The following is a 20,278-nucleotide window of genomic DNA, read 5'->3' as shown; positions in this document are numbered from 1 at the left end:
CGAAAAGAGACGATTGAGCGAAGCTTCGCGGATGCCAAAGAGCTCCATGGGTTTCGCTATTGCCGTTTGCGCGGTCTGCCAAACGTCAGGGAACAAGCCCTTATGACGGCAGCCGTGCAGAACATGAAGAAGATGGCGATCCACCTGGATCGCCTGAAGAAACAGGGGTAACCCCCTGTTTCTCCAGAGACCAGAGCCTTATGATGTAAAGAAAAAGAAACCCACGTCTCAAAAGACGGGGTTTCTCGACACTCTGAGCACTGTGGATACCCACAGTGCTTTACCAAGTCGAGCCTGAATCGTCATTTTATCGTGAAAATTATAATTATTTAAATGTTTTTACGCGTTCTTCAACAGGCTGGAATTCTTTTTCACCTGGTTGGAATGTCGGTTTACCAAATGGCATTTCAGCAATCAGTTTCCAATGCTCAGGAATGTTCCATTCGTTTTTCACTTTTTCATCAATCAATGGGTTGTAATGCTGAAGGGATGCCCCCAGTCCTTCTTGCTCCAGAGCCGTCCATACCACCAATTGCAGCATACCATTAGATTGGTTGGACCAGATTGGGAAATTGTCCGCGTAGGCTTCAAATTGTTGTTGCAGACCAGCTACCACGTTATTGTCTTCAAAGAACAAGACTGTTCCGTATCCGCTGCGGAAACCGTTCATTTTCTCGGCAGTAGACTTGAATTGCTCCTCATTGCCTACAACCTCACGCAAAATATCTTCTGTAATATTCCACAGTTTATCATGATGCTCTCCGAGCAACACTACAGCACGTGAAGTTTGGGAGTTGAAAGAGGTAGGTGTGTACTTAACAGCTTCCTCTACAATCTCTTGAATCCGTTGGTCAGAAATAACCTGTTCTTTGCTAATACCATAATAGGAGCGTCTGTCTTTCAGAGCTGTGAAGAAGTCTTTAGCCATTTTTTTGTTACCTCCTGAGTAAAATTAATTACTTTTCGTAACTTAATATACATTACATATATCTTAAAGTCAAGAGATTTCTTTTTAAATATTACCAGTTAGTTGATGATTATACGCCACCATTATATTTTTTCTCACTGGAAGAGGTGTGCTTGGTTGCATCCTTGTCTCTCTCCTCCTGTCTTTCCATCTTCAAATCCTCTACAGGAATGGCGTCTACCGTCTGCTCGATCTCAAAACGGTCGAACAAGCTTTCCTGCTCTGTCGGATACTGCTCCGCATGATCTCGATTGATCGACTGTTTCTGATGTTTAGACTCCGTTGTTCCTTTCCCCGTCTGTCCTTTCTGCTGATTCTGATCGTGCAGGTTATCTTCAAATGGGGCCATTTTACTTCCCTCCCTATCGGATTGGTGTCCACATATACTTTTACCTTTCACATCGGGGATTAAACGCAAAAAAGAGAAAATCTCCGCAAAGATTTTCTCTACTCATGTACTTATAGATGGTTGATTGGATTATTCCGAGCTGGATTGACCTGTACACTCATGAAAAAGATGAGGTTCCAGCTTCTCTCCCGTTACGAGCTTCTGCACCAGTTGAGTCCCCGAGTCGGGGGTCATTTGACCATACCAGTCCCCTTGAGGATATACGATCACAACCGCAGCATCATGACAACGCCCATTACAGCGAGTTCTGGTCGTGTGAATATATGCTTCTGCATTTTGTTTACGAATTTCATCCCGAATTGCCTGTGTAACTTCTTCACCCTCATGTCGCATACATGTGCCTCCATTGCAGATCAACACATGATGCTTCATTGGTTCTAACTCAAAAATAGCCATAGCTTCCCCTTTAATCAACAGTTGTTGGTTTTAAATCAATGTTTATCTGGATAAAGAACAAGCTGTGCTTCCATCTGATCAGCTTCAATCGTCAGCACGATGAATGAATATTCGTCTTCGCCGCGTTTGTCCGTCGGAGACCCCGGATTAAGGACAAGCTGACCGTCAATCGTTTTGACCACCGGAATATGCGAATGTCCATAAATCAGGCAATCCAGCGTTTCTCCCTTAAACGTATTCAATGCGATATTTTCTGTCGTTCCTCGCCAGCCGTGACCGTGAACCATACCGATCCGCTTGCCTTCAACTTCAACGATTCGTTGATAGCCTAAACGCTCCACGATGTCCATTCCATCATTGTTTCCGGCAATGCCTTGCACAGGCGCAAATTCAGCTAGACGTTCATATACGAACCAATCCGTCCAATCTCCGGCATGGAGAATGAGGTCACTGCCTTTTAACTCCTGTACAAGCCGACTAGGCAGTGTTTTGCTTCTATGCGGCATATGAGTGTCTGAAAGTACGATGATTTTCATATCAATTTCTCCTTACCAGCATCTTTACACAGATGAACTTTGTTGCCCTACGCGCTGCTGAAGTGCCTGCTCCAGATCTCGCAGCGTAACGGTCTCGAAAAATGCCTGTATTTTCTGCTCTGCCACGGTATATAAACCATCCAACAATGCGTCTATGTTCCTGCCTACCTCACAATTATGATTGCTATCGGTATGGATGGCGAACAACGGACCTTCATCCTTGGTCGCCTCATAGATCATTTTCAGATTGATGTTTGAACTGGACATGCTTAGACGAAAGCCGCGTGCTCCAGGCGACGAATCCACCAAACCCGCTTGCTTGAGTCGGCTCATAATCCTTCTCACAACTACCGGGTTTGTATTGATGCTGGAAGCAATAAGTGACGATGTCATTCGCTCCGGTGCCCCTTCAGCCAGAAGAAGCAGACAATGGATACTAACGGAAAAATGGGTACTCATGTTAACCACCTTTATGTGTGTGCCTCATTAAATGTTTGGTAAAATGCATGTTTCCATCATACCACAATAGAGGCACTAACACAGTGCTTACTGCACCTTACTCCGGAAAATAGTCATTTTCAGGACGTACTCGCACTTTTAATTGGCGTACACTATATTCCAACTGCTTAACGATATCCTCCAGTTGACGACGGTCAAGTCCATTAAGGTCAGCGGCAGGCTTAGGTGCATTTTTCAAATCACGTATGGTTGCCTGCTGCTCCTGCCACTTGTCCATCAGGTCGGCTATATTCGCATAAAAGCGTTCGTAATCCTTGATCACTTCATCCAGAAAGGCATCCACCTCGTCCGGATCATAGCCGCGCATTTTATTCTTAAACTGTTTCTCATGAATGGAGAGCGCGTCCAGCTGAATGCCCAGTTGCTTAAACAACTGCTTTTGCTTATCCAGACGACGCTTCATATGTTCATCCATCGGTTATTCCCTCCTTAACACACTATTCTTTTTATATCACATTCTAGGCTGGGAATAAAAGTCTCTGCTGATTGCCCAGCCCTATGAACGGGTATAAAAGAGCATACGTGTCACTTATCCAGACCACGAAGGGGAGAGATGATCATGAACCACTTGAACGATTCGCAGCTTGCAGAGCTGAAACATATGTTGTTGGAGCAGAAAAAGGATTTAGAAAAGCATTTTGAACAAAACGGTCAGGAAAACGCTCCATTGGGAGAAACACTGACAGATTCTACAGGTGAGCTCTCGTCCTATGACAACCACCCCGCTGATATAGGGACAGAAACCTTTGAACGGTCCCGTGATCTGGCGATTAATGATTCGCTGCAAGACGAGCTGGAGCAGGTCAATACAGCCCTTCAACGGATGAAGGATGGGACGTACGGGATATGTGTGGAGAGCGGGGAAGAAATTCCTTTTGAACGGTTGCAAGCCATTCCATATACAGCCTATACCGTCGAGCACACGCCAACTCGAGAATTATCGAATGACCGCCCGGTAGAGGAACAGGTCATGACTCCGCCACCCAAGGGTGCAGGTGAGGTTCGCCAACGAAATGCAGGACGATTTGACGATGTGGGCGCATGGGATGCCGTAGAAAAATACGGTACATCGAACTCGCCTGCAACTGCCGCCAAGCGTGATGTCACCGACTATGATGAAAATATGTAATGCTATACGCTTATGTATTCGTTCATCTAAAAAAGCAGCTTGTCCTTTGGACAGGCTGCTTTTTTATGCCTTACGGGAATACGGTGATCCCGTTTATCCAATTTCTATCCGTTTCCGACTGCGAGCTGACTCAATACAAGCGTCGATCACCTTCATATTGCTCACCGCATCTTCTGGCTCATACGGCAACGGGACACCGTCAAGCACCGCTTTAGCAAAAGCATCCGCTTGCAGTTCAAAGGAATTAAAACCTTTCAGACGTTCCTCACGCGTAACCGAACCGACGTGGACGAAAATTTGCGGTACCACAGACGTTCTTTCCCAACCGAACATTTTGGGCATCGCAATCGTACCCTTGCTACCGAGAATTTCCATGTTGGAACGGTTGGCTGCCCACATGCCACAATCGAAAGTAAGGTTGACTCCACCCGGAAATTCCAGCAAGCCGGAAGCCATCATATCGACGTTGTCATGCTCCGAGGAAAATAAGGCATGTACCGTCACTGCCTCCGGCTCCCGGTCCAAATACATACGAGCGGCTGATATCGGATAGACGCCCACATCATATAGCGAGCCGCCGCCCATATTTTTATTAAAGCGCACATTATCTGCCTGATCGGTATTGTTAAACGTAAACGTGCAATGGATGCCGCGAATGTCACCAATTTCCCCACTATTAATAATTTCCTTAATTCTTCGATGTTTGGGATGATAGCGATACATAAAAGCCTCTGCAAAGATCACTCCTGCACGTTGACATGCTTCAATCATACGGCTTGTCCCAGCCGAGCTAAGAGAAGATGGTTTTTCACACAAAACGTGCTTCCCAGCCTCCGCTGCCCGAATGGTCCACTCTTCATGCAGATGGTTTGGCAACGGAATGTACACCGCTCCGATTTCGGGATCAGCCAACAGTTCATCATAGCTTCCATAACTTTTTGGAATATCGAACTCCCGGGCGGCCTCAGCGGCTTTATTCGCATTACGACTAGCAATCCCAAGCACTTCTCCGCGTTCAGATTGCTGAATCGCAGGAATTACAGCGATTTGGGCGATCTCCGCAGTGCCTAAAATTCCCCATTTCAGCTTTCTACCCATCATTCTCATCCTTTCGTGGTTAGGAATAGTTGTCTTGTTCCGCTTTATGCAGCATACCTAAGCAACGGTCCAAATCAGCTTTGACCTGCTTCTTGTACAATCGTGCTTTCTCCTCCCCATCATCTGTAAAGTGATAGAGTACAATCTCCTGAAAATCCACACGCGGGTCTGTTCCTTTCAATCGCTTGGTACGGTAAAAAACGCCTTCCTGTACCAGCTCATGCAGCGCCCGGTAAACCTCGCTCTGAGGCGGAACATATCCAAAGCCACTAAACTCATCCTTCATCGATTCGAGCATCTGATATCCATAACCGCGATGCCTCTCCACCATTGTGATCAGATAAATTTTGATAAAAGCCCGCTGGGATATCATAAACGCCATTTCACAGCCTCCTCCACACCTTATTCGTGCACCTTATCTTCCATTATAAACCACTCTGCGTCCATACACTATTTCCTTTGATGAGATAAAAGTTTATGAGAACTCTCCATCCCTTGTGACCTGTTTTAAGATGGTGAGAGATATAGAATGAGGCGATATAGAGTAGTGTGCGAAGCGCTGAAGAAATGATTTTATTGTTCTTTCTATTATGAATTTTTCATATGCTGAAATAATGTAACTAAAGCTAAAAAAATAGAGTTACGATTACGAAGACTGGATTAATTGTTTTAAGGCCTCCGTATCGTTACTTGTCAAAATAGGAATATATTCTGTTATTTTTTGGATGTCCCAGTCCCACCATTTCAGGGTTTGGAGCATCGCTATAGTTTCCTCATCAAACCGATAACGAATTAACTTCGCGGGATTTCCTCCTACAATGGAATATGGCAGAACATCTTTAGTCACCACGGCATTTGACGCAATGATCGCGCCATCACCAATTTGAACTCCGGGCATAATGGTAGCATTGTAACCAATCCAAACATCATTTCCAACCACAGTGTCCCCTTTGTAGCCCCCACTTAAATTGGGTAAACCAACTTCCCAATCTCCGCCAAACGCTCCAAAAGGAAAAGTGGTAAATGCATTGGTATTATGATTAGCGCCATTCATAATAAATTTGGCTTTGGCTGCAATCGCGCAAAACTTACCAATCTTTAATTTGTCCCCTATAAATTCAAAATGATAAAGGACATTTTTCTCAAAATCCAAAGGGTTATCATCATCGTCATAATAGGTATAATCCCCGATTTCGATATATGGATTAACCACTACATTGTTCAAAAAACACAGACTTCTAATATTTTTCATCGGAAAAACGCTTCTTATATCTGGACCACTCATTTAGCGACCCTCCCCATATGGATGTGAACATCCAGTCTATCAGTATGTATACTATTAAACAAATGTAGATAGAAAAGTATCCCTTAGCCCTATTTCTTGGCTTTGGGATACTCTTGTGAACATATGTGATTGGGTTATCAAATCAGGCTTGCTTTTGTAAGGCTGGCGGACCTCCAGTCGGGCGAGGGCGAGGACGAACCCGAAGCCCCACGATCCATTTGCCCAGAGGCAAACGTGCCAGCAGCCATGTTCCGGCAACGGAAAAGATCATACAGAGAACGAATGAAGCCAGCGTACGAAGAACGTGACTCCAGTCTGCAAACAACCTCTCGTCAAAATAATAGGTCACACGTAGCATAAAGGCATGCATGAGATACGCTCCATAGGACAACGTTCCGATGGCCGTCAGCATACTCGCCGCACGTCCCCCCTTATGAGCAATCCACGTCGCTACCCGATAAGCTACAAAAATAGACGCAACGCAATATACAGCCATGACCGGACGCAGCAGAGATAAATAGTTAAAGGAAATAACTGTACCTCGCGGCGTCTGGAACTGACCGATCATCTCATACAGTAAGTAGCCTGTAATCACGATAAACAACGGCCAGTATATCATCTGTGCTTTGGTTACCCAAGCATTCCAACGCTTGACGTTCATCCCGGCTGCCGCTCCTAGCACAAAATAAAAGAAAAAATAGATCACATTCCGGTCAGCGTACAGGGTAAACCAAGAGGTAATGACCGGAAGCTGGAGCTTATCCATCGCTTGGTATACGGGTCCAACGGCGAACATGAGCAAAATATATAGCACGCCGAATCCAGCCAATGCAGCGGGTCGCCATTTTGACGGCAGTAACGCAGACAAACGGCGAACGGAATAACGAAACACGGGAAATAACACATAACATTGAATAATCATAACGATGTACCATAGATGATAGCTGCTTTTCCCGTTCAACAACTTCTGGAAAAAATCCAGCGGGTGAATATATCCACCACTTTGGGCAAGCTGATTTCCCAATTCGTATAAAAGAGACCATATGATATAAGGAACGATGATGTCCATGAATCTTTTACGTAAAAACGTTCCGTACTTTAAGGCTCCATCATAATTGTAAAATAGCACCATTCCAGTGATAAATACAAACACAGGAACTGCAAATTTGGAACACAGCAGTAAAAGTGTCATCAATACCCCGTCCTGGATGCGCGCCCCCTGCGCAACCGCATAGTGTGCGACGGAATGCTGAAGAACAACGGCCGCAAAAGCCAGCCCTCTCAGCAAAGCGACTTCGGAAATTCTCTCTTTTTGACTCATGTCACTCTCCTGTTACATCTAGCAATTTATAAATCCAGGATTTTTGCAAAATCCTCAATCTATTATAACGACAATTCTGTAAAAATATATAGAAGGTTAAACGTGCCAACGGCATGCAAAGCATCATTTATCTCAGGTTTATCAATGAGTAAAAATATGTAAAAGCAGCAGTCCTCCCTCTCAGGGAGACTGCTGCTGTAAAAACAACCTATATACAAAGGAAATAGGAAAGCCTACTGTACATCACTTTCTTAACTAGCCGTAAAGTGTTTACAGGTTCCTTCTAGTATCTGTGTACACATCTGTACGCGGCGTGTCCGCCACCGTATCATCATACGTTCTGTAACGATCCGCATTCAGCGAACGGTTGGTGCGGAAAATATCATAAACATCCCTGTGATGGTCAGCGGAATCCACCAGCACTAAAATCTTGCCCTGATCGACGTATGTCTCGTATTGACGTGCATCATCCTCTGGAATGCCCAGCCCGACCAGTCCACCGACCAAGCCACCTGCTCCCGCTCCGACAGCTGCTCCGGTAAGAGTAGCCGCGATAGGTCCAGCGGCAAGGATAGGTCCGATACCCGGAATAGCCAAGGCCCCGATGCCTGCCAGCAAGCCAGCGACACCGCCTACAACTCCACCTGTAGCCGCACCTGTCGCTACACCCTCCGGTGCCTTCGTGCCTGTCTCTTCACTAATCGCCCTTAGATCGTCACGGTCACGTGTGATCACAGAAATCTCACTGCTTGGAATTCCTTTGCTCTGCAATTGTCCAATCGCACGAGACGCTTCCTGTTCTGTATCAAAAACACCGACAATTTTCTTTTCGTTATAATCGTTTAAGTTATTAGCCATGATAGTTACCTCCCAAATATTTTAGTGTTGAGTGGTTCGTTTTTCATTACCCCACTATAATGACGTTTAAACGTTTTACAAAAATTCAAAAAGTCGATTAGCATAAAATAGCTTCTATTTAACGCTTTGGCTTTGCTCTGTTGGTCGCCACAGCTTCCAGTGGATCATCCGGCCAATAATGCTTGGGATATCTGCCCTTTAGATCCTTTTTGACCTCAAAATAAGCCTCGCTCCAGAAGCTGGACAAGTCGGAAGTCACTTGGACAGGTCGCTGGGCAGGTGACAGTAAATGCAATACAATTGGCACACGTCCGCGTCCAATACGAGGCGTATCCCCCATACCGAACAACTCTTGTAGTCGTACGGCCAGCGCTGGTGCCTCAGGATTTGAATAATCGACAGGAATGCGGGAACCGCTGGGTACGCGGATATGCGTCGGCGCTTCCTGATCAAGCTGCTGCCGCTGTTCCCAATCCAGCCTGCCAAGCAGCAATGCAGCACTGTCAAGCCGTTGCAGATCGGATACATTTTTGGCTCCTATAGCAAAAGGTAGCAGCCACGCTTCCAGAGAATCCAACAATGCCGATTCCGTGCAATCCGGCCAGTCCTCAGGGGCCGAGAAGTGCATAAAAATCAAACGCGCCTGCAACTGGAGGGTTTGCCGATTCCATGACAGCAGCTTTAGACCTCGTTCACGGACACCCTGCATCAAGGCAGCAGCTACTTCCTCTGCCGGAGGTCGCTCATAGGACGTTTCCTTTAAGACAAGTGAGCCCAGCCGCAGTACTTTGCGGGCTCTCACTGCTGAGGCGGAGCTATCCCAGTATACGTTAGCTTGTTCCAACAGCATTTCACTGCAATGTTCGACCAGCTCTTGCAGTTCAATTGGTGCCGCCAACTGAATAGCACCGTCTGCTCCCTCGTCGTCCACTTCAGCGGCGACGAGATAGGACGAACGCGACATCCACTCCACTTGTCGGAGTCGCGCCCCCCGACCGCCGCTAAGCAAAAAGCGACCATCCCCCCGGCCCTGCGCGATCCGATCCGGATACGCAAAGGCCAACAGCAACCCGCAAGCCGCGGAGCCGTCAGGCTCGTCCTGCGCTGCGGCTGCTGTCGGCAGCTTGGCTAGCAGCTGCCGGCTCTCCTGCACGATACGGCGAATCACCGTATCGTCTGCTGCCCGCAGCAGGCTGTGCGTGCTGCGGGCATAGGCCGCCTCGCGCAGGGCATCCAGTCGCGGGCGCAAATCCGTTCCGCCATGAGCGCGGAACGGGTCACGCTCTTGCAGCAGCGCAGCCAGACGGCTGGCAGTTGGTGCCAGGCCGAGGGACGCAGCACGCAACAGCATGTGCCCAAGGCGCGGGTGCGTGCCCAGGGCGGACACCTCGCGCCCATGCGCAGTAATGCCGCCTGTAGTGCCATCGGCTACTGCATCCAGGCAGCCGAGCTGGTGCAGCAGACCTGTGGCCTGGCGGTACGCGGCCTCAGGCGGGGCATCCAGCCAGGCCAGCTCGGCGGGCTCGCGCACGCCCCAGGCCGCCAACTCCAGCGCGAGCGGGGCCAGATCCGCCGCGGCGATTTCCGGGCGGCTGGCATCGGGGAGCGCGGCTTGCTCCTGCGCGCTCCACAGCCGGTAGCATACGCCCGGCTGGAGGCGGCCCGCCCGTCCGCGCCGCTGATCGGCGGAGGCCTTGGACACCTTGACTGTGGTCAAACGGCTCATGCCGGTTCGCGCGGAAAATACAGACTCCCGCGATAGTCCGCTGTCGATCACCACCGTGATTCCGGTGATGGTCAAGCTAGACTCGGCAATCGAGGTGGCCAATACCACTTTTCGACTGCCCGAAGCCGACGGGCGTATTGCCTCATCCTGCTGCTCCAGCTTCATGCTGCCGTACAGCGGAATGACCTTGACATGTGCTGGTAAATGCTTTGAAGCCAATTCTCGTTCCGTTCTGTGAATTTCTCTAGCCCCTGGTAAAAACACCAGCAGATCACCTTCATGAGCATGGAGTACCTTTTCTACCGTCTCAGCCGTAAAGGACTCTAATGAAGTTGACGAAGGTTTGGACATATGAAAGGTTTCTACCGGAAATACAGTGCCTGGACATTCCAGCAATGGCGCATCCCCTAATAATCTACATACAGGCTCTGCCTCCAGGGTGGCAGACATGATCAATATCTTCAAATCCGGTCGCAACAGTGCCTGGCTTTGCAGGGCAAGTGCCAATCCCAAATCTGCATGCAGGCTGCGTTCATGAAACTCATCAAAAATAATCAGGCCGACTCCCTCCAACGCCTGATCATGTTGCAGCATCCGGGTCAGTACGCCCTCCGTAACCACTTCAATCCGTGTGTTTGGCCCTACCTTTGTATCCATACGAACCCGGTAACCCACGGTCTTCCCGGTGGGCTCTCCGAGCGCTTTTGCCATTTGCGCTGCTGCTGCACGCGCTGCCAAACGCCTCGGCTCCAGCATAATCATCTTTTGCCCTGCCAGCCACGGCTCATGCAGTAGCTCCAGAGGTGTTACCGTCGTTTTCCCCGCTCCCGGCTGTGCAATCAGTACCGCCGCCGAATGGAATTGCAGTGTATGTTTAAGCTCGGGGATCACTTGCATAATAGGCAGTTGTTTATCTGTCAATGAAATCTCTCCAATGATACGCTTGATGCGTAGAATCTAAGTTTTAATTCCTTTATTATTGCGAATTTTTCATTACCTGTAATTATCGAGCGCTGAATAGAAAAGGTTAAGCTACCCCTCTGGAACTTCTCTTCGGTCTGTCGTGCATAATTCTTCTAAATCTATTATACAGATATTTAAATTTCCCGTCTGGCCATCGCAGCTATGTAAGTTTTCTGTGTTAGCTCCTATACCTGTCGGGATGCACTCGCGGCAAGATCGTTTTATAATATAGTTTGATATGGATTGCTGAAGGACGGAACATAGAATCGAGGTCACTTTCGTATGGAATTACAGGCCCAACCCATCAGAGGGCGATTTGCCCCAACACCATCGGGATGGATACACTTAGGAAACGCTCGTACTGCCTTATTATCCTGGCTGCACGTTCGTTCCCTGGGCGGAACCTATATTTTGCGCATGGAAGATATTGATATGACGCGAGCTCGCAGCCAGTTGGCGCAAGGGATTATGGAAGACTTGCGCTGGATCGGGCTGAATTGGGACGAAGGACCCGACGTAGGCGGTCCCTACGGTTCCTACACTCAAAGCCAACGGCTGGAACGCTACCAGTCTGCATTGGAGAAACTACAGAGGCAAGATTTACTGTATCCTTGTTTTTGCAGTCGGGCCGACATTCTGGCCGCCGCCCATGCTCCACATGGACTGTCTGGTGAAGGACCCGCATATTCAGGGGCATGTCGTAACCTTAGCTCTCAAGATGTCGTAGCCAAAGCACAGCATAAACTCCCTTCACTTCGCTTTAAAGTACCGCAACATACAGATGCCGTTATTTCGTTTCATGATCAGGTAGCAGGTCATGTGGCCTTCGGTGCGGCAGAGGGGGGCGATTTTATCGTCAAACGAGCCGACGGCATGTTTTCCTATCAGCTTGCTGTCGTTGTCGATGATGCGGATATGCATATGACCGACGTACTACGTGGGTATGATCTTCTCGATTCAACGCCCCGTCAGCTATTGCTGTACCAAGCTTTGGGGTTGCAGCCGCCACGTTTCGCACACGCTCCCCTTGTCCTAGGCCCTGATGGGCGAAGGCTGGCCAAACGACATGGTGGCGTAGCACTCCGAGCTATGCGCCGACAAGGGGTCACACCGGAAGCAGTCATTGGCTGGCTCGCCTATTTTTCCGGGCTGCTGGATTCACCTGAGCCTGTGAAGGCTGAGGATTTAATCGATGACTTTCATTTGGACAAACTGCCCAAAGAACCTGTCATCCTGACGAAACAATGCCTCACGAGATTATCTGCACTGCAACGGTAATGAGGTAAAGCACAGAAATCAAAGTGTACGGGCAAGGGCATTCCGCCCTTTGCTCCTCTCGCTTCTATTCCTCCAGTCGCTTACGCATAGCGGACTCATATTCATAAAATACAGACGACGTATTCAGCCCTCTTTCCTCCAGCAGCATACGGAGACGAAGTGATTTTTCAGTCAGCCTGCGACTGATCCGCTCTCGCTCTCCTGCCTCATGACAAGCGTGAAGCAAATCACGTAACTGGACACATTCCTTTTGTAACTGAAGCTCTTCCGGTAAAATGCCTGCATTCTTCAACAGCTTGTACGACATCCGCAGCTCCTCTGGAACATGTGACAAATCCTCGATGACCAGTGGCTTGCCCGCTCCCGGTAAATGATCAAACTCACCTTTGGCCATCGCCTCGGCAATCTTCTGCTCTGCCATTCTGGAGAACATCCCCATCACTTCTTGTTTTAAGCTTCCTATGTACAATCTATATTAAAGAAACCTGGAGTCCTTTGCCACTGTAGCTTACATATCATTAGGATGTCCTGTATCCATAAAGGAGAAAGAGGGTTATTCTTCGATCCCAAGCAATTGAGATACTTGTACTCTATATTTTTTGGCCTTACGTGTTCCGTGAATGAGATTGGACAAACGGCTAGCAGGAATATGATAGGTGTCACAAAAAGTTCTCTGATCCATTTGAATTTCAACTAGCTTTTGTTTGATTTTCCAGCCAAAAGGAGTTACAGGATTTCGTTTGTTCAACAACGTTACCACCTCTTCATAAGTATAGGATTTAGAATTTTGATTGGGGTTTGGGGATTGGAGTTCGTCTTCTTCCTTTAAAAGCGCGTCTTGCACACACATTAGCTAAGATTTCATTTTGCAGGTTTGGTATTGATTCAATAGTTCATCCAGTTTCATGGATTGTTCAATCACTTTGGGATGCGTTAAAAATCCGTATTTCTTCTGAATTTGGTACAGTCTTTTTCTGGCCCGTTCGACACGAAGTAAAGTCACACCTGGATTCATCAGCATGATTCCCCCTTCTGTGTCATATCCTAATACAAAACGTAAATTTTTGGACTTTTTGAAAATTTGCTCGACAAAAAAAATGCTTCTGGAGCATTCCAGAGGCACTTTTTTGGCGTTTTATGTTTATTTAAAATGCAACAGACTCCTACAAAATGAACTTAAAATTCAACTATTGATTCACTACGCAGCCCGATGTTGCTTCCCATCGTCACCGCCCCTGTATTTCCTGAATAAAGTCAGATTAAGGTTAAAATCCGTGGTAAAGGCGACCGCTTTACTTGCACAGCAACATTCTGCCTTCTTCGTTTTCCATATATATTTTATTTTATTCAACTTGGAATCAACACTGAGAAATGATTAATAACTATTAATAATAAAATAATCTTTCTTTTCGCCCTTCTCTAACTAAACTTTCATACTTTGTACACAATCTAAAGTCTGCAAATTGTTTGAACTGCTCAAATAATCTTATGCAGCTAATGAAAAAGGCTTCTTTGTTAATGACTAATGATTTAGATAAAACGTCTAGTAAATTTTTAAATCCATATGAATAATTACCTTTATTTAAGTAGTATTTAGCCAGTTCATATTTAAAACGCGTTAATTGTTCTGGAACCACTTGATGAGTGTACATATCAGCAGATGGTTGCTGTTGGGTGATCGAATCTATCTCCGCTTCGAACTGCTTAAGTACTTCATCCACATCAACTTGAAATCGGTTAGCCGCCATCATAATATTCAACAGCTTTGTAACCATTTCTTTTTCAGAAGCATCTGGCGAAGCAGCAATATATTCAACATAATTGTTTAGTACACTTATATCTCCAGATAATAGCTTATAGGTGTAGATATTACCTTCTGCCCAATCTTGAAACTGTTTAATCCAATGCAGAGTATCCTCGTCAGTCTCTTTGACCCAATCTAAATTAGCGTAGGCGTATGTATATTGTAATGCCTGCTCATAATCGCCTTTGGCCTCATATACACTGGCACACAGTAAATCAGAATAGGTGATGTACACAAACAATGGACGGCTCAGCCTCTTTTCAAGTTCCGCAGGCTTTCGTTTTTTCTGCTGATGCTCTAATGTATATTGGATTTCCGCTTTATCTCTCATTTTTCGAGCGGTCACATCAAGCCTGTCCCATAAGCGCAAAGAACGATACACATTCGCCAAATCTTTTAGCGCATCAAGCTGGTCTATTTCATCCAGACGTTCCACGAAGGGTTCAAATAGCGTTGCTGCCTTGAGATTACGGCTTTGGTCGTCTCCAACTTGAATCGAGAATATACGATATTGGCAGGTGGCCAAGCGTTCAGAATGCTGATATTTCTCCACTTCTGCGACATTCTCATAGAGAGGCAGCGCAGCAGCATGTCGTCCCTGTTCAAATAATGCTTCTGCAACATCAAATAGCCTAGTCGCATACAGCGGATTATCCATGATATGTCCAACCATTCGACGGATTGCATCCAGCTTGTCCAGCTCCGCACAACGATACAATAATGGCTCGATTCGCCTAAAATTCGGAGAAAGGTCAATGATGTAATTTTCTATGTATAGATCGTAAAAATAGCCTTCTGGCAAATCCATAGCCGCAGTAATTCGGTCTAGCTGCTGTACGGAAACAGGACGATGCTGAGTAATCCAATTACTAAGCGTTCTTTGATGAACCCCTGAATATTCGGCAAATTGACTCAACGTCATATCATTTTGTTTTAGATAATCCTCAAACTCCGCTGAAATCGTAGGTGTATGCTTCAAGTCATAACCACCCTTCACATAAAAATTCCATTATTTTAAAAATCACCCTCTATTCTTCTCCATAATTAACCATCTGTCAATATATTATGCAACTAATGTTTATAACGAAAATTCAGCATAACTTACACACAAGGGAAGATTGTGAAAACGAATAGCAAAAGTAAAATTGGATTGCCGAAATAAAAGGTTTCACAGAGTTGACATGACTATTTCATCTCTCCACATTCTTTACTATTAGTAAATGATATAGAGTTCCCAGATAGAAACTCTGTTGAACCTTTTAATCAAATGAAAAATCCCCCGATTTTGATGTAATCAAGGGATACATAGGTTCATTTCTCTCGCTTTGATAATGCCAAATTGATTATTTCTCCACTCACAATTCCTGTCAGAATTGCATAGATTCCCATAGCACTCATCTGATATCCCAAAGCATAAAATACCCCTATAACTATTGCGTAGTTCAATAGAATCGTTGCATAACGCTTTAGAAACTTACTAATGGAAATCCTCATAAGCAACTCCCACCTTATTTTATACTTCAACATAGTAAATGTTAGTTCATTATTGTATAAAAGTAAGGGGGAATTTGTCGAATAAGGAATCCGTTAAAAAGAAATTTGCACTTGTTCACTGCTGGGCAGGCCACGAAATAAGACTTCTTTTTTCATATCATTCACGCACTCACATGGAGTGCGACAGCAAAAATGCAGTAATTCATACCCTAATGATATCAATTCCACACATTCTCGTAAAAAACGATGCCAAAAAGGCTTGGATCAACCATTGCCCTTTTCTGAAGGCAACCGATTCAATTGCTTTTCGACATTTTTCGAGGTGCGAAGGACCCGGGATTTTTATGTGAGCTTCACATTCGCACCTTACAGAATCAGCGGACTTTCCATATCGTAAGCTTCTTTGGCCCCTATATGATCCACTTTCTTTTTGTAGTTATCTTCTAAGTTGTAGAAGCGCAAGCTGTCTTCTGTTTTGTCTATCAACTCTTCGAGTTCGTACTTTAAACGTCGAATTGGGTAAAATCCGAAATACATTCACATAGGGATAAATAATCCTATCCTGTTTCATTGTGCCAGGCCTTCATTACGATTTTTCCTTGTAACATCGTTCATCATGGCAGCCCCGTTTTCTTTTTTTGTAAAATCTTTTATTTAATCATTTTTCTTATTAATCAATGTAAGGATAAAACGGCCGGCATATACTTCTCGAAGTTCTTCCATCACATCCAATGCCGATAAGGCTCACTCTGAACAACCTCTATGCAGAAAACCTACATAAGCATCCAAGCCCACAGCTTCCAGTGCCCATTTCATATCGTTGGACAGCAGTGTATAGGCAAAAGATAATAGGGCATTACAGTATCTAACGGCGGGCGTTTATGGTATCCATGGAAGTGAAAATCATCTTTTTGCTGTAAGATCAGCCCATCCTAACGGAATTGTACTGAACCGTCGCCGTCCCTTCCAAACCGCACAGCCTGATACACTTTTGGATTTCGGTTTGGGGATAGCAGGCCGCAATCGTCTTCGTCAGTGTATTCTTTTTCTGATCTTATCGTCCATCTGTTTTCGTTTGGTTGTTTACATTGTCTTTATACAAATATATCATCACCCTAATTTATGAAATCAAACAAGCGGATCAAGGCTGGATGTCTTAACCTGCTTGTTTGGTTTTCTTATGTCACCTTCTTATGACAAGCACGCAATCAATACAGATTGGCTGCAGACTCAGGAGTAAAGGCTAGAATGTCCTCTGTCCGTCCCTCCCGGATTTTCTTCGCCCATGCCGGATCACCCAGGAGCGCGCGTCCGACAGCTACCAGATCAAACTCACAGTTATCCAGCCGCTTCAGCAGCTCCTTCAGTCCTTGGTTGTCTGCCTCCTCTCCATCTGCAGGATCATTGTCCATGCCTACGGAGCCAACAGTAATCGTTGTCTTCCCGGTGAGCTTCCTCACCCATCCGGCAAGACTAAGCTCCGAACCTGCAAATTCCGGTTCCCAGAATCGGCGCGTCGAGATATGAAAAATGTCTACGCCCGCTTGTACCAGCACAGTCAGGAATTGCTCCAGCTGCTCCGGCGTATCTACCAGCTTCGCCGTATAATCTGCCATTTTCCACTGGGACAGGCGCATGGAGATCGGATAATCCGGGCCGACGGCAGCGCGGACTGCCTGGACAATCTCGGCTGCAAACCGGGTACGCTTCAGGAAATCGCCGCCATAGCGGTCCGTCCGTTGATTGGTTTTCTCCCAGAAGAATTGGTCGATCAGTAAGCCGTGACCGCCCGACAGCTCAATTCCGTCGAAGCCAACCTGCTGTGCATTTACTGCCGCATCGGCAAAGGATTGGATGACCTTGGCAATTTCTTCTTCCGTCATCGGCTCGCTTACTTTGTTCCCCTGCATATCCAGTCCCGAAGGCCCAATCGACGGAGCGTCCGGGTAAGGCTGGGAACCCACGGGGCGAATCATCCCCATATGCGATAACTGCGGGAATATGACCCCTCCAGCCTCATGGACCTGTCTGACCACTTCCCTCCAGCCGTTCAAAGGGGCTTCGCCAAAGATACTAGGAAGTCCGGGCTCACTTGTTGCAGCCGGATGGTCGATCATGCCTACGGTGATGACGAGCCCTACCCCGTTCTCTGCGCGGCGTCGGTAATAGGCCGGCACTCCTTCCGGTGCAAAAGCACGCGCCATCGGCGACATTACAATCCGGTTAGGTATAGTTAATTGATGAACCGTATGAGGTTCAAATAAGGCCTCCAGTGAATGAGTTTGCTGCTGCTCTTTAGTCAAGAATAACGCCTCCTATAGTTTCAATAATTATTTTCAAAGTGGATATGAGTGCAATAGTATCAAGCTCCTGTTCCCGCTTCAACCAACAATCCGACTAATTTGTTGCTTAAGCAAGAAGTGAAAAAACTGTCGTATTGGGAGATAATAATTGTTGTCTATTCAACACATGTTTATAATAAGAGATTAGTATCTTTACTGAAAGGAGTGAAAGGATGGCTGGTGTACTTCCTCCCAATCCAAACGACCCGCGCGTCATTCGGACACGTCAATTAATTCTGGATGCTTTCATTCAGCAGTTGAACATCATGGACTTCAACTCGATAACTATCGGTGACATCACCAAGGCAGCCACGATTAACCGGGCGACCTTCTATGCACATTTCCCGGATAAATATGCGCTGTTCGAAGCCTTTTTGCTGGACGCATTTACGAATATGGTAGTCTGTAAAGTCGATACGAAAGGACCTTTGACGAAGAAGACGCTTCTGGAGCTTATTGTGGCATTATGTAATTACCATGAAACAAGCCACCACTGCTTCAAGAAATACGATTCAGTGGCCCTCTTGCTTGAAGAAAATATCAAGCTGCATCTTGAGAAACTCACCCTTCAGCTGATCTCTGGAGCAGACGCCGCTGCGGACTCGAAGTCGCTCGCAACCGCAGCAACCCTGTTAAGCTGGTCTTTATACGGTGTTACCTACCGCTGGAACCTGGAGGGAAGAACAGAGCCCCCCTCCGAGCTGGCTGTGCGGGTAATGCCGCTGATCACCGACGGGTTCCACATGTTCAATTAATGCAAAATGGCATGATCGTTTTTTAATTTGATCCCATTGATCGTCGCGTATTTCGTATCGTCTTTTCATATCTCAATTTACCATCATTTAACTATGATTTATAGTTTGAATACAGGCCCTAGAAAAATACCTTTATGTTTTCAAAAAACATAAAGGTATTGTAAAATATTTCATAAAGACGTTCGGCAAAAGTTGAGTTATTAACCCTGTTCATCATACCGGCTGCATTACCTGCATAAACCTTCCCATCCGTTCCAGCGCCTTCTCCAAATCGACGAGCGAGGCTGCATATGAGCAGCGAATAAAGCCCTCTCCGCCTGATCCGAATACATGTCCCGGTACGACCGCCACCTTCGCTTCCTTCAGCATACGAAGTGCAAACTGCTCAGATGACATGCCAGTAGAAGTAATTGAAGGAAAGGCATAGAAAGCCCCTTCAGGCTCATGACAAGCAAGCCCGATTGCATTCAAGCCGGCCACAAACAGCTTGCGACGTTCATTGTAGCTCGCCATCATCTCGTCCTTGGCAGCCAAGCCATGGCGCAATGATTCCAGCGCAGCAATCTGTGCAATGGTGGGCGCACACATGGCTGTGTACTGGTGGATTTTCAGCATGCCGGCAATCAGCTCATGCGGACCGCACGCATAGCCTACCCGCCAGCCTGTCATCGCAAATGCTTTGGAAAAACCACTGATGACAATCGTACGCTCCTTCATGCCCGGCAAAGAGGCGATACTGACATGCTTTCTCCCGTAAGTCAGTTCGGCATACACTTCATCCGAAATGACGACCAGATTATGTTTGATAATGAGCTCTGTAATCGGCAGCCAATCCTGCTCCGTCATAACTGTTCCAGTTGGATTACAGGGATAATTGATCATTAAAACCTTTGAATGAGGTGTAATTGCCGCTTGCAGCGCTTGCGGGGTCAGCTTGAATTGCTCCTTTGCCGTAGCCGCCACCTCTACAATTTTACCGCCATGCAGATGGGTAATGGGTTCATAGGCAATATAGCTTGGTGCTGGAATCAGCACCTCGTCACCCGGATCGATCACTGCTCGCAGCGCCAGGTCGACGGCTTCACTGCTCCCCACCGTCACGATCATTTCCTGCTCAGGATCATAGGAAAGCGCGAAGCTGCCGGAAAAATAAGCAGAGATCTCCTCCCGCAGCTCCATCAAGCCGGCATTCGAAGTATATTTCGTCTGTCCTTCACGCAATGCTTGAATGCAAGCTTCACGTACCTTTTCCGGTGTAACGAAATCAGGCTCTCCGACCCCAAGGGCGATTGTACCTCCGCCTGCTGCATTCAGATCAAAAAAAGCGCGAATTCCCGATGGGCGAATATCCCGTACACGCGTGGATACAAACCGCCCTGTCCCCTTTTCACTAAACAT

The 20,278-nt window shown here is 46.6% G+C and carries 23 protein-coding genes; 4 read left to right on the top strand and 19 right to left on the bottom strand.

Features of this window, described 5'->3' with window-relative positions:
* A partial coding sequence (locus tag ACL9RM_RS07755) for a transposase (RefSeq protein WP_414126243.1) occupies positions 1-171 on the top strand: 171 nt, incomplete at its 5' end.
* A gap of 154 nt (positions 172-325) precedes the next feature.
* Here ACL9RM_RS07755 and ACL9RM_RS07750 read toward each other — a convergent pair.
* The 6 genes from ACL9RM_RS07750 to ACL9RM_RS07725 all read right to left on the bottom strand — a co-directional run bounded on the left by ACL9RM_RS07750 (position 326) and on the right by ACL9RM_RS07725 (position 3,242).
* Positions 326-928, bottom strand: a complete 603-nt coding sequence (locus ACL9RM_RS07750; RefSeq protein WP_025722870.1) for a nitroreductase family protein — start codon at positions 926-928, stop codon at positions 326-328.
* 109 nt (positions 929-1,037) lie between these two features.
* A complete protein-coding gene (locus ACL9RM_RS07745) occupies positions 1,038-1,316 on the bottom strand; it encodes a hypothetical protein (RefSeq protein WP_061830317.1) in 279 nt (92 codons plus the stop codon).
* 129 nt (positions 1,317-1,445) lie between these two features.
* Complete coding sequence (locus ACL9RM_RS07740; RefSeq protein ID WP_061830316.1) at positions 1,446-1,772, bottom strand: (2Fe-2S) ferredoxin domain-containing protein; 327 nt, start codon at positions 1,770-1,772, stop codon at positions 1,446-1,448.
* 35 nt (positions 1,773-1,807) lie between these two features.
* Positions 1,808-2,308 (bottom strand): metallophosphoesterase family protein, encoded by a 501-nt coding sequence (locus ACL9RM_RS07735; RefSeq protein ID WP_165175558.1) that lies wholly within the window; start codon positions 2,306-2,308, stop codon positions 1,808-1,810.
* 24 nt (positions 2,309-2,332) lie between these two features.
* A complete protein-coding gene (locus tag ACL9RM_RS07730; protein ID WP_013310015.1) occupies positions 2,333-2,767 on the bottom strand; it encodes an Rrf2 family transcriptional regulator in 435 nt (144 codons plus the stop codon).
* 97 nt (positions 2,768-2,864) lie between these two features.
* The gene (locus tag ACL9RM_RS07725; protein ID WP_023988297.1) at positions 2,865-3,242 is read right to left on the bottom strand and encodes a DivIVA domain-containing protein; all 378 of its coding nucleotides are present in this window, start codon (positions 3,240-3,242) and stop codon (positions 2,865-2,867) included.
* Positions 3,243-3,386: 144 nt separating this feature from the next.
* On the opposite strand from ACL9RM_RS07725, the gene ACL9RM_RS07720 reads away from it, so the two are divergent.
* The gene (locus ACL9RM_RS07720) at positions 3,387-3,956 is read left to right on the top strand and encodes a TraR/DksA C4-type zinc finger protein (RefSeq protein ID WP_250268141.1); all 570 of its coding nucleotides are present in this window, start codon (positions 3,387-3,389) and stop codon (positions 3,954-3,956) included.
* A 93-nt stretch (positions 3,957-4,049) separates the two neighbouring features.
* Here the strand turns inward: ACL9RM_RS07720 and ACL9RM_RS07715 are convergent, their stop codons facing one another.
* From ACL9RM_RS07715 to hrpB, 6 genes are all read right to left on the bottom strand, one after another.
* Positions 4,050-5,054 (bottom strand): Gfo/Idh/MocA family protein, encoded by a 1,005-nt coding sequence (locus ACL9RM_RS07715; protein WP_250268910.1) that lies wholly within the window; start codon positions 5,052-5,054, stop codon positions 4,050-4,052.
* Between the two features lie 19 nt (positions 5,055-5,073).
* On the bottom strand, positions 5,074-5,436 hold the full coding sequence (locus ACL9RM_RS07710; protein ID WP_013310011.1) for a helix-turn-helix transcriptional regulator: 363 nt from the start codon (positions 5,434-5,436) through the stop codon (positions 5,074-5,076).
* Between the two features lie 264 nt (positions 5,437-5,700).
* Positions 5,701-6,339 carry a CatB-related O-acetyltransferase gene (locus tag ACL9RM_RS07705; protein WP_250268140.1) on the bottom strand — a complete coding sequence of 213 codons (639 nt, stop codon included), beginning with the start codon at positions 6,337-6,339 and terminating at the stop codon, positions 5,701-5,703.
* A 142-nt stretch (positions 6,340-6,481) separates the two neighbouring features.
* Complete coding sequence (locus tag ACL9RM_RS07700; protein ID WP_250268139.1) at positions 6,482-7,660, bottom strand: acyltransferase; 1,179 nt, start codon at positions 7,658-7,660, stop codon at positions 6,482-6,484.
* 270 nt (positions 7,661-7,930) lie between these two features.
* Positions 7,931-8,518 carry a general stress protein gene (locus ACL9RM_RS07695; RefSeq protein ID WP_061830310.1) on the bottom strand — a complete coding sequence of 196 codons (588 nt, stop codon included), beginning with the start codon at positions 8,516-8,518 and terminating at the stop codon, positions 7,931-7,933.
* Between the two features lie 118 nt (positions 8,519-8,636).
* Complete coding sequence (hrpB, locus tag ACL9RM_RS07690) at positions 8,637-11,165, bottom strand: ATP-dependent helicase HrpB (protein WP_414126241.1); 2,529 nt, start codon at positions 11,163-11,165, stop codon at positions 8,637-8,639.
* A gap of 324 nt (positions 11,166-11,489) precedes the next feature.
* Between hrpB and gluQRS the strand changes: the two genes are divergently transcribed.
* A complete protein-coding gene (gene gluQRS / locus ACL9RM_RS07685; protein WP_250268137.1) occupies positions 11,490-12,485 on the top strand; it encodes a tRNA glutamyl-Q(34) synthetase GluQRS in 996 nt (331 codons plus the stop codon).
* Between the two features lie 64 nt (positions 12,486-12,549).
* On the opposite strand, the gene ACL9RM_RS07680 is transcribed toward gluQRS, so the two are convergent.
* The 6 genes from ACL9RM_RS07680 to ACL9RM_RS07655 all read right to left on the bottom strand — a co-directional run bounded on the left by ACL9RM_RS07680 (position 12,550) and on the right by ACL9RM_RS07655 (position 18,086).
* Entirely contained in the window at positions 12,550-12,924 is a 375-nt protein-coding gene (locus tag ACL9RM_RS07680; protein ID WP_165176685.1) for a DnaJ family domain-containing protein, read from the bottom strand.
* Between the two features lie 114 nt (positions 12,925-13,038).
* The gene (locus tag ACL9RM_RS07675; protein ID WP_061829457.1) at positions 13,039-13,233 is read right to left on the bottom strand and encodes a hypothetical protein; all 195 of its coding nucleotides are present in this window, start codon (positions 13,231-13,233) and stop codon (positions 13,039-13,041) included.
* Positions 13,234-13,338: 105 nt separating this feature from the next.
* The gene (locus ACL9RM_RS07670; RefSeq protein ID WP_081330748.1) at positions 13,339-13,506 is read right to left on the bottom strand and encodes an aspartyl-phosphate phosphatase Spo0E family protein; all 168 of its coding nucleotides are present in this window, start codon (positions 13,504-13,506) and stop codon (positions 13,339-13,341) included.
* Positions 13,507-13,870: 364 nt separating this feature from the next.
* Positions 13,871-15,268: a helix-turn-helix domain-containing protein gene (locus ACL9RM_RS07665; protein ID WP_250268136.1), complete on the bottom strand. Its 1,398-nt coding sequence runs from the start codon at positions 15,266-15,268 to the stop codon at positions 13,871-13,873.
* 1,259 nt (positions 15,269-16,527) lie between these two features.
* Positions 16,528-16,599, bottom strand: a complete 72-nt coding sequence (locus ACL9RM_RS07660; protein ID WP_414126242.1) for a hypothetical protein — start codon at positions 16,597-16,599, stop codon at positions 16,528-16,530.
* A 392-nt stretch (positions 16,600-16,991) separates the two neighbouring features.
* On the bottom strand, positions 16,992-18,086 hold the full coding sequence (locus ACL9RM_RS07655; RefSeq protein WP_250268135.1) for an NADH:flavin oxidoreductase: 1,095 nt from the start codon (positions 18,084-18,086) through the stop codon (positions 16,992-16,994).
* A 212-nt stretch (positions 18,087-18,298) separates the two neighbouring features.
* Between ACL9RM_RS07655 and ACL9RM_RS07650 the strand changes: the two genes are divergently transcribed.
* Positions 18,299-18,880 (top strand): TetR/AcrR family transcriptional regulator, encoded by a 582-nt coding sequence (locus tag ACL9RM_RS07650; RefSeq protein WP_134902881.1) that lies wholly within the window; start codon positions 18,299-18,301, stop codon positions 18,878-18,880.
* 213 nt (positions 18,881-19,093) lie between these two features.
* On the opposite strand, the gene ACL9RM_RS07645 is transcribed toward ACL9RM_RS07650, so the two are convergent.
* The gene (locus tag ACL9RM_RS07645) at positions 19,094-20,278 is read right to left on the bottom strand and encodes an aminotransferase class I/II-fold pyridoxal phosphate-dependent enzyme (protein WP_250268134.1); all 1,185 of its coding nucleotides are present in this window, start codon (positions 20,276-20,278) and stop codon (positions 19,094-19,096) included.

This window comes from Paenibacillus sp. S29 (assembly GCF_049319765.1).
In the GTDB taxonomy this organism is placed as follows: Bacteria; Bacillota; Bacilli; order Paenibacillales; family Paenibacillaceae; genus Paenibacillus; species Paenibacillus polymyxa_B.
The sequence above is the reverse complement of the archived record's forward strand: the minus strand, read 5'-3'. Positions and strand labels throughout refer to the sequence as shown.